General features: G+C 32.5%; 1 protein-coding gene. It reads right to left on the reverse strand.

The features are described from left to right. Positions 1 to 240 (reverse strand): winged helix-turn-helix domain-containing protein (locus CF394_RS15455; RefSeq protein WP_133079872.1); only part of this gene is annotated, 240 nt, incomplete at both ends.

A 240-nucleotide genomic window follows, 5' to 3' on the forward strand; every position in this document is an offset into this window, starting at 1 on the left:
ATCCTGCCTTTTTATTAAAAACAAGCATGACAGGTCTTCTTCCGCCGCTTGATTGTCCCTGACCTATCTCAAATACAAGATTTTCTTTCATCAGCGTGTTAACCTGTGATGAAACAGTTGATTTATTTAATCCAGTCATTTCAGATAATTTTGCTCTTGAAATAGGTGAATTCTTAAGTATTTCTTTTAATAATAACTTTTGATTTACTTTTTTGACAAAGGTTTGATCTGCGATATCCA

Origin of the sequence: Tetzosporium hominis, from assembly GCF_002265435.1 — a bacterium.
GTDB lineage: Bacteria > Bacillota > Bacilli > Bacillales_A > Planococcaceae > Chryseomicrobium > Chryseomicrobium hominis.